This window comes from Streptomyces sp. NPDC060194, from assembly GCF_042728285.1.
Classification (GTDB): Bacteria; Actinomycetota; Actinomycetes; order Streptomycetales; family Streptomycetaceae; genus Streptomyces.
Map to the genome: position 1 here is coordinate 1 of NZ_JBHWZH010000198.1, position 8,468 is coordinate 8,468.

Below are 8,468 nucleotides of genomic sequence, written 5' to 3' on the forward strand. Positions count from 1 at the left end.
GACGCGGTCCCTCCGCGTCCGGGGAACCGGCGTGTTACAGGGCTGTGTCGGAGGGCTTCTTGACGGGGTTTCGGCGACCGCGCGACAGTGTGCGGGCGACACCGCACGGTGACACCGTCGACGCCCGGCGCGCCTGCATTTCGGAAAAATGCGCTCCCTGATGGCGGTATTGCCATACAGTCGTACTTATCAATATCGTTCCACCGCCGGAGGCCGGTCATCGACCGGCCGGTCCGGCGCAGCAGAGCCAGCCAGTTGCAACTTCCCGTGACGGACCAGCACCGCGAGCGGCCCTGGGGAGGGCCTCCGCACCGCAGAGGGTCCGGCACGGGGCGCGGTAGGGGGGGAAGTGACGTGCTCGGTAACTCTGCTCGCACCGAGACGCATGCCGCGCGGCCGGTCCTCGAACCGGCACGTCTGCGCAGACCGGTGTGCGATGCCTCTCTGTGACAGATGAGAACCCCCCTTTCGAACCGGACCTACAGCCGGACTGCCCGGGGGCGGGCCGTCCACCGGACGAGAGGGAACCGTCTCATGAGCTCATTCCTGCACCCGGCGGTGTCGGGCGACCGCGCCGACCAGGAACTGACAACGGTGTCGGCCGACACCGCGCTCGCCGTCGACACCGCGCTGGCGGTGGAGACCGCGCCGGTCGCCGTCGGCGCCGCGGCCGACGCGGTGGCGCCCGTCGTCCGGGTCCCGGCCCCGTACCGCGCCGTCACCTCGCACCTGGCCATCGCGCCGCCGGTCAGCGTCGTCATCCCGGCGATGAACGAGGCGAGAAACCTCCCGCACGTCTTCGCGTCCCTGCCCGAGTGGATCCACGAGGTCGTCCTCGTCGACGGCAACTCCACCGACGACACCGTCGCCGTCGCCAAGGAGCACTGGCCGGGCGTCAAGGTCGTCAAGCAGGTCGGCAAGGGCAAGGGCGACGCCCTGATCAGCGGGTTCGCGGCCTGCACCGGCGACATCATCGTGATGGTCGACGCGGACGGCTCCGCGGACGGGCAGGAGATCGTCTCCTACGTCTCCGCGCTGGTGGGCGGCGCGGACTTCGCCAAGGGCTCGCGCTTCGCCAACGGCGGCGGGACCGACGACATGACGCCGATCCGCAAGCTCGGCAACTGGGCGCTCTGCACGGCCGTCAACACCAAGTTCGGCGCGCGGTACACCGACCTCTGCTACGGCTACAACGCGTTCTGGAAGCGCTGCCTGGACGACATCGTCCTGGACTGCAGCGGGTTCGAGATCGAGACGCTGATCAACATCCGGATCGTCAAGGCGGGCCTGCGGGTGCAGGAGGTGCCGAGCCATGAGTACAACCGCATCCACGGGGTGAGCAACCTCAACGCGATCCGGGACGGCATCCGGGTCCTGAAGGTGATCCTCGGGGAGAAGCGCGCGCCCCGGGTCCGCCGGCCGGTCAGGACCGTGGGCCTCGACGCACGCCGGGGAGCCACGAGTTGAGCGGGAACCGCTTCTCGGTGGTGGTCTGCGTCTACACGGAGGAGCGGTGGGAGGACATCCTCGCCGCCGTCTCCTCCGTGCGGGCGCAGTCGCTGCCGGCCCTGGAGACGCTCCTCGTCGTGGACCACAACCCGGCGCTGCGCGACCGGCTGGCGGCCCGGTACGCGGGCGCGTCCGACGTCCGGGTGCTCGCCAACGCGGGCCCGCGCGGGCTGTCGGCGGGGCGCAACACCGGCATCGCGGCCGCCGGCGGCGATCTCGTGGCGTTCCTCGACGACGACGCCGTGGCCGAGCCCGAGTGGCTGCGGTGGTTCGCGGCCGGGTTCGCCGACCCGCTGGTCATGGCGGTCGGCGGGCGAACCCTGCCCGTGTGGGCGTCGGGGCGCCGGCCGGTGTGGTTCCCGGAGGAGTTCGACTGGGTCGTCGGCTGCACCTACCGGGGGCTGCCGCCGGGCCTGGTCCGGGTGCGGAACATCCTCGGCGGCAACGCGGCCTTCCGGCGCACGGCGTTCGACGCGGCGGGCGGCTTCGCGAGCGGCATCGGGCGGGACGGCGACAAGCGGCCGCTCGGGGGCGAGGAGACCGAGCTGTGCATCCGGCTCTCCCGGGCCCGCCCGGACGCCGTCCTGCTGATCGACGACCGGGCCGTCATCCACCACAAGGTCCCCCGCGCCCGGGAGCGCTTCGGCTACCTGCGCACCCGGTCCTACGCGGAGGGCCTGTCCAAGGCGCTGGTGGCGCGGAGCGTCGGCGCGGACAAGGGCCTGGAGTCCGAGCGCCGCTACACCACCCGCGTCCTGCCCGCGGGAGTCGTCCGCGGCCTCGCCGACACCCTCCGCGGCCGCGTCGGCGGCGCGGGCCGCGCGGCGGCCATCCTGACCGGCGTCACCGCGGCGGCGGCCGGCTACACGATCGGCACCCTGCGCGCTCGCCGCGACGGGGTGCGGTTCGAGGTCCAGCAGATCGCAGCGGCGCCGACACCGGCCCCGGACCGCGGCACACCCGGCGCGGTCGCGGGGGGCGCTGCGGACCGGAACGCCGATGCGGCCCGCAGAACCGCGGCGTCCCCACCCGCGGCACGGCCACGCGCAGCCGCCGTGCCCGACGGGACTCCCGTCCGGGACGGTCTCGCCGGTCCGGACGGGCGCGACGCGGTCGCGGGGGACGGCCCGGCGCCGAGCGCCGACGCGGAACACGGCCGTGTCGGTCCCGCGCGGGAGGCCGTCGCATGAGTGGCGTGCCGATCCTCATGTACCACGCGGTCGCGGACGATCCCGCCCCCGCGACCCGAGGGCTGTCCGTGACGCCCGCCGCGTTCGGTGCGCAGATGGCGCTGCTCGCCGAGCGCGGGTTCGCGCCGGTCACGACGGCCTCGCTGGCCGCCGCGTGGCGGGAGGGGCGTGCGCTGCCCGAACGGCCGGTGCTGATCACGTTCGACGACGGGTACGAGGGCGTCCACCGGCACGCCCTGCCCGCGCTCGCCCGGCACGGTTTCGCGTCCACGCTGTTCGTCACCACCGGGTGGCTGCGCGGCGGCGACGGGCAGGACCGGGCGCTCGACACCATGCTGGACTGGGACCAGGTGCGCGAACTGGCCGCGCACGACTGCGAGATCGGCGGGCACAGCCACACCCACCCGCAGCTCGACCAGCTCGGCGCGGGGCGGCTGCGGGCGGAGCTGCGCCGCTGCCGCGAGATCGCCGCCGCCGAACTGGGCGCGCCACCGGCCTCGTTCGCCTACCCCTACGGCTACTCCAACCGCCGCGTGCGGCAGGCCGTACGGGCGGCCGGGTTCGCGCAGGCCCTCGCGGTCGGCAACGACCTGGGCCGGCGCGCGCAGGGCCCGTACGCGATCCGGCGGGTGACCGTGCGGCGGTCGACGGACCTCGCGGAGTTCGCGCGGCTGGTCGAAGGCCGCGCGATCGGGCGGAACTTCGCCCGCGACCGGGCCCTGACCAAGGGCTGGGCCCTGGTCCGCCGCACCCGCGCCGCCGCCCGCGCGGCGCACCCGGCCCGCACGGCCGACCGCACCCGGCCCTGAGTCGCGGGCGGGCGCTCGAGCTGCGGTGGCCCCGCCGCCGGTCGGGGCCCGCGGCCCCCGCGGCGGGGCCGTGGACCGGCTGCCGGCCGGTGCGGCGCAGGCGGGTGCGGAAAACGGGTGCGGCTCGCAGCCCCGTGCCGGATCATGGCCGTCATGGCCGCAGACGCGTTCCCGCCGTCCCCCGATCCGACCGGTGCCGATCCCGCCACGACCCTCCCCGTACGGCTCACCGTCGACGACAGCGACTCGCCGTCGGACGTCATCGACGCGCTCTTCCTCGGCCGGTTCACCACCGGCAGCGAGCCGTTCGCGCGCAGCTCCAACATCGAGCGGGTCAGGCGGGACGCGAGCCTGCTGCCGCCGGGGGCGAAGGTGCTGCGCGCCGCGCGGGACGACGACCGCAGCGCGGTGCTCGCCGAGGGCGAGGGCTGGACGGTGCTCGTCTCGCGCTGGAGCCGCGGCGCGGACGTCACCGTCACCGCGACCACCGACGAGCTCGCCACCGAGGTCCTCAAACGGGCGACCGACGGCGCGGCGGACGAGCTCGAGCCCAAGCCCGACAACGTCACCATGGGCTTCTGGTACGTCTCCCCCACCCGTGGTCCGCGCCGCACCACCCGGCAGATCAGCGCCGGGACCTGGGAGGAGGTGCGGGCCAACTACACCGCCCCGGTCGCCGGGGCGATGGACCAGCTGATGCGCACCGCCCCCGCGGACATCTCGGGCCGGCTGCTCCTGCTGCACGGCCCGCCCGGCACCGGCAAGACCTCCGCGCTGCGCACCCTCGCCCGCTCCTGGCGGGACTGGTGCCAGGTCGACTGCGTCCTGGACCCCGAGCGGCTGTTCAACGACGTCGGCTACCTGATGGACATCGCGATCGGCGAGGACGACGGCTCGGCCAAGGGCCGCTGGCGGCTGCTGCTCCTGGAGGACTGCGACGAGCTGATCCGCGGCGAGGCCAAGCACACCGCGGGCCAGGCGCTGTCCCGGCTGCTCAACCTGACGGACGGCCTGCTCGGCCAGGGCCGGAACGTGCTGGTGGGGGTCACCACCAACGAGGACCTGGAGCGGCTGCACCCGGCCGTCGTCCGCCCCGGGCGCTGCATGGCCCGGATCGAGGTCGGCAAGCTGACCCACGCGGAGTCCGCGGCCTGGCTCGGCACCGAGGAGGGCGTCGCCCGCGAGGGCGCGACCCTCGCCGAGCTGTACGCGCTGCGGCGCGGGGTCGGCCCGGCCTCGGTCCCGGACCAGGCGCGGGGCGCGGCGGACGCGGGGCTGTACCTGTAGGGGGGCGTACCGGGTCGCGCCTGCCGGCGCCCCTCAGTACGCCGCCCGCAGCGCGTCCTCGACCGTGCGCCGGGCCGCCTCGCGGTCGAGGCCGAGCTGCCTGACCCGCCGGGCGTACTCCTGCGCCGCCGCGGCCGCCTGCTGCTCGGCGGCGTCGCCGGCCGCGGCGACGAAGGAGCCGTTGCGGCCGCGGGTCTCGATCACCCCGTCCGCCTCCAGTGCGCGGTAGGCCTTGGCCACCGTGTTCGCGGCGAGGCCGAGTTCCTCCGCGAAGCCGCGGACGGTCGGCAGCCGGTGGCCGACGGGGAGCCTCCCGGACCGGGCCTGCTCGGAGATCTGCGCCCGCAGCTGCTCGAACGGGGCCACGCCGTTGTCTTTGATGTCGATCTTCAGGGTCACGGGGCGATTCTCTCCCGGCCAAGCGGAAATCGGGGGGCGCGGGCCCGGATCGGACCGTAGGGTCGGGCCGCGTGAACCTGATCGTCAGAGACTTCCGCCCCGCCGACGGGGAGGCCACGGCCGAGGTGCTGCGCGCCGCGATCCCGTACCTCCTCACCACCCCCGAGAGCATGGCCTGGGACACCGCCAACGCCCCGGCCGCGCAGCGCCGCCGGCTCCTCGTCGCCGAGCTGGACGGCGAGGTCGTGGGCCGCGCCCAGATCGGACTGGCCCACGACAGCCCCGTCCCCGGCCGGTCGTTCGTCAACGTGTACGTCCACCCGGACCGGCGCGGCCGGGGCGCGGGCTCCCTGCTCGTGCGCACGGCGGAGGAGTACCTGAGCGGGCTCGGGGCCACCACCGCGTACTCCTGGGTCCTGGACGAGCCGGCGAACCGCGCCTACGCCGAGCGGCGCGGCTACCGTCCCGGCAGCCCGGCCCACTTCCTGCGCCTCGGCCTGACCGGGGCCGCCCTGCCGCCCCTCGCGGAGCTCCCGCCGGGGGTCGAGCTGCGGACGGTCGCCTCGTACGCCGACGACCCCCGGCCGCTGTTCGAGGCCGACGCGGAGGCCGTCGCGGACGAACCCAGCGACGTGGGCGCCGAGTTGACCGACCACGACCAATGGGTGCGGCACACCTTCGGGAACCCGCTGCTCGACCGGGAGCTGAGCACGGTCGTGGTGGCCGACGGGGAGGTGGCCGCCTTCACCTTCGTGGAGACCGACGGCCGCACCCGGCTCTCCTCCGGCGGCACCGGCACCCGCCGCGCGCACCGCGGCCGGGGTCTCGCGAAGCTCGCCAAGAACCACTCCCTGCACCGGGCCCGCGCGGCCGGGTACACCGAGGCGTTCACCGGCAACGACGCGGGCAACGAGCCGATGCTCGCGATCAACAAGTGGTTCGGCTACGAGGTGTGCGCGACGGAGGTGCGCTGTGTCAGGGAGTTCTGAGAACGGCCGGGTGGACGTCGTCCTGGTCAAGGCGGGGCGGACGAAGGTGCGCTACCCGGCCGCCCTGGTCGACGACGACGGGGTGCGGATCACCGTGCGGGCGGACTGGGCGGGGAACGGGGACGGCGACGGGGTGCGCGACTTCGGCTTCGTGCGGTTCGAGCGCGGGGACGTGTTCACCGAGACCTTCTGGCGGGACCGCTGGTACGCGGTGAAGGAGGTCCGGTCGGCGGACGGCGTGCTCAAGGGCTGGTACTGCGACGTCACCCGGCCCGCCGTCCGTACCGGCGGTGAGCTGGTCGTCGAGGATCTCGACCTCGACCTGTGGGTCTCCGCGGACGGTTCGCTCGTGCTGCGGCTCGACGAGGACGAGTTCGCCGCGAGCGGCCTCGCCGAGCGGGACCCGGAGGCCGCCCGGCAGGCCGGGTCGGCACTCGACGAGCTCGAACACCTGGCTCAGGCGGGCAAGTTGACCGACCTGCTGCTCGTGGTCTGACCGGCGGGCCGTGCCGTCGCCGTCTCCGGAAGGACGACGGCCCGGCCCGGGCCGCCCGGGCGGTGGGCGACCGGGTCGCCGGCCTCGTGCCGGTGGAGGACGAAGCGGTCGCCCGCCCGGTAGGCGTCGAGCCCGGCGCGGCAGTAGGCGACCATGTCGTCCGGGAGGGCGTCCAGCGGGAACCAGTCCAGCTGCGAGCACTTGTCCGGCTCCCGGTTCGACGGCTCCCCGCCCGCCGGGTGGAGGGCCTCGAAGAACCAGCCGGTGCGGGCGCCGCCGCCGGGCCCCCGGTGCTGCATGACGAGCGCGGTCCGCACCTCGTCCGGCCGCAGCTCGACGCCGATCTCCTCGCGCGCCTCGCGGATCACCGCCTCCCGGACGTCCTCCCCGTCCTCGACGTGGCCCGAGGGGGCGTGCAGCAGCCCGTCGGCGTAGCCGGTGTTCGCGCGGCGGGCGAGCAGGACCTCGTCGCCGCGGCGCAGGATCAGGTGGACGTCGACGACCTCGGTGTGGCGGCGGGCGGGGGCGAGGGTGGCGACGACGGCGTACCGCTCGTCGTCCACCGGGCGGCCCCAGAGGCGGGGGTCGCCGGAGAGGCGTTCGCTGTGGACGCGGTCGGCGAGCGGGGCGAGCAGCGCGGTCAGCCGGGCGGCGGGGATGCCGGCGCTCCCCCACACGCCCTCGACCAGGACGAGCCGGCCGCCGGGGCGCAGCAGTGCGGCCCAGGCGCGCAGGGTGGTCGCGGGGTCGGGCAGGGTCCAGACGACGTGCCGGACCAGGACCACGTCGAACCGCTCCTCGCCGACGGGCGGCCGGGCGGCGTCGCCGAGCAGCACCTCGGCGCCGGTGCCGGCCAGTTTGGCGCGGGCGCGCTCGACCATGGCGGGTGCGAGGTCGACCGCCGTCACCCGGTGGCCCTGCTCGGCGGCGAGCAGCGCGAGGCTGCCGGTGCCGCAGCCGAGGTCGAGGACGCGGGAGGGCCCCGCGGGGAGCCAGTCCGCGAGCCGGGCCGCCCAGGCGGCCCGCACCTCGGGGTCGCGCAGGCCGTGGTCGGGCTCGTCGTCGAACGCGGCGGCCTCGGCGTCCCAGTCGGTGGCGGTGGGGTGGTTCGTCGTCATGGCCCGATGGTGGCAGGCGCCACTGACAGTCGGCCTCCGGCGAGGCGGCGCTCAGCTGCCGCGGGCCTCGGGGGCGTCCGGGTGCGCGCCGCCGTCGGCGGCGGCCAGGCCGTCGAGGGCCTCGGTCAGCCACCCGACCCAGAACCGCTCCAGCTCGATGCCGCCGCGCAGGATCAGATGCCGGACCCGGTCCTCCTCGGCCCCCTTCGCCCGCTTCAGGTCGCGCTCCTCCATGGCCAGGTAGTCCGCCAACTGCCGCTCGTGGAGCGCCAGATGACGCCGCAGCTCGGGAAGGAGCGAGTCCGTGCCGACGATCGCCGCGGCCCGCAGCCGCAGCAGCAGCGGGTCGCGGACCTGCTTGGGCTCCTCGCGCCGCGCCACCCAGGCGACCAGCTCGTCCCGGCCCTGCGGGAGCACCTCGTACTCCTTCTTCCGGCCGCGGGTGGCCTGGGCGGCGGGCAGCGCGCGGATCAGGCCGGACTCCTCCAGCCTGCCGAGATCGCGGTAGATCTGCTGGTGGGTGGCGGACCAGAAGTAGCCGATGGACCTGTCGAAGCGCCGGGTGAGTTCCAGGCCGGAGGAGGGCTTCTCCAGGAGCGCGGTCAGGATGGCGTGGGGCAGGGACATGGGGGGACCTTAGCCGGAGGAACGGGGGCCGGGCCCGCGTGCGG

9 protein-coding genes are annotated in these 8,468 nt (G+C 75.2%); 6 read left to right on the top strand and 3 right to left on the bottom strand.

What is annotated here, in order from left to right; all coding sequences use genetic code 11:
- The first annotated feature begins 534 nt into the window (after positions 1 to 534).
- The 4 genes from ACFWEG_RS26965 to ACFWEG_RS26980 all read left to right on the top strand — a co-directional run bounded on the left by ACFWEG_RS26965 (position 535) and on the right by ACFWEG_RS26980 (position 4,795).
- Entirely contained in the window at positions 535 to 1,467 is a 933-nt protein-coding gene (locus ACFWEG_RS26965) for a glycosyltransferase family 2 protein (RefSeq protein WP_387220172.1), read from the top strand.
- Positions 1,464 to 2,699: a glycosyltransferase family 2 protein gene (locus ACFWEG_RS26970; RefSeq protein WP_387220174.1), complete on the top strand. Its 1,236-nt coding sequence runs from the start codon at positions 1,464 to 1,466 to the stop codon at positions 2,697 to 2,699. The genes ACFWEG_RS26965 and ACFWEG_RS26970 overlap by 4 nt, the downstream gene beginning before the upstream one ends.
- Positions 2,696 to 3,508 (top strand): polysaccharide deacetylase family protein, encoded by an 813-nt coding sequence (locus ACFWEG_RS26975; protein ID WP_387220176.1) that lies wholly within the window; start codon positions 2,696 to 2,698, stop codon positions 3,506 to 3,508. Before ACFWEG_RS26970 ends, ACFWEG_RS26975 begins: the two co-directional genes overlap by 4 nt.
- A 144-nt stretch (positions 3,509 to 3,652) precedes the next feature.
- Positions 3,653 to 4,795 (top strand): DUF5925 domain-containing protein, encoded by a 1,143-nt coding sequence (locus tag ACFWEG_RS26980; RefSeq protein WP_387220189.1) that lies wholly within the window; start codon positions 3,653 to 3,655, stop codon positions 4,793 to 4,795.
- Between the two features lie 33 nt (positions 4,796 to 4,828).
- Here the strand turns inward: ACFWEG_RS26980 and ACFWEG_RS26985 are convergent, their stop codons facing one another.
- A complete protein-coding gene (locus tag ACFWEG_RS26985; RefSeq protein WP_387220178.1) occupies positions 4,829 to 5,194 on the bottom strand; it encodes a GntR family transcriptional regulator in 366 nt (121 codons plus the stop codon).
- A 71-nt stretch (positions 5,195 to 5,265) separates the two neighbouring features.
- On the opposite strand from ACFWEG_RS26985, the gene ACFWEG_RS26990 reads away from it, so the two are divergent.
- Together ACFWEG_RS26990 and ACFWEG_RS26995 are read left to right on the top strand one after the other, a co-directional pair.
- Positions 5,266 to 6,183 (top strand): GNAT family N-acetyltransferase, encoded by a 918-nt coding sequence (locus ACFWEG_RS26990; RefSeq protein ID WP_387220181.1) that lies wholly within the window; start codon positions 5,266 to 5,268, stop codon positions 6,181 to 6,183.
- Positions 6,167 to 6,679: a DUF402 domain-containing protein gene (locus ACFWEG_RS26995; RefSeq protein ID WP_387220184.1), complete on the top strand. Its 513-nt coding sequence runs from the start codon at positions 6,167 to 6,169 to the stop codon at positions 6,677 to 6,679. Before ACFWEG_RS26990 ends, ACFWEG_RS26995 begins: the two co-directional genes overlap by 17 nt.
- Here the strand turns inward: ACFWEG_RS26995 and ACFWEG_RS27000 are convergent.
- On the bottom strand, positions 6,640 to 7,797 hold the full coding sequence (locus ACFWEG_RS27000; RefSeq protein WP_387220185.1) for a methyltransferase domain-containing protein: 1,158 nt from the start codon (positions 7,795 to 7,797) through the stop codon (positions 6,640 to 6,642). The two genes, ACFWEG_RS26995 and ACFWEG_RS27000, sit on opposite strands and share 40 nt — an antisense overlap.
- Before the next feature lie 51 nt (positions 7,798 to 7,848).
- Complete coding sequence (locus tag ACFWEG_RS27005; RefSeq protein ID WP_387220187.1) at positions 7,849 to 8,424, bottom strand: PadR family transcriptional regulator; 576 nt, start codon at positions 8,422 to 8,424, stop codon at positions 7,849 to 7,851.
- Positions 8,425 to 8,468: the final 44 nt, after the last annotated feature.

Bases quoted from the DNA above. Each gene is read 5' to 3' on its own strand.
- ACFWEG_RS27000 (WP_387220185.1), bottom strand. From the start codon at position 7,797: ATGACGACGAACCACCCCACCGCCACCGACTGGGACGCCGAGGCCGCC.
- ACFWEG_RS26975 (WP_387220176.1), top strand. From the start codon at position 2,696: ATGAGTGGCGTGCCGATCCTCATGTACCACGCGGTCGCGGACGATCCC.
- ACFWEG_RS26980 (WP_387220189.1), top strand. From the start codon at position 3,653: ATGGCCGTCATGGCCGCAGACGCGTTCCCGCCGTCCCCCGATCCGACC.
- ACFWEG_RS27005 (WP_387220187.1), bottom strand. From the start codon at position 8,424: ATGTCCCTGCCCCACGCCATCCTGACCGCGCTCCTGGAGAAGCCCTCC.
- ACFWEG_RS26965 (WP_387220172.1), top strand. From the start codon at position 535: ATGAGCTCATTCCTGCACCCGGCGGTGTCGGGCGACCGCGCCGACCAG.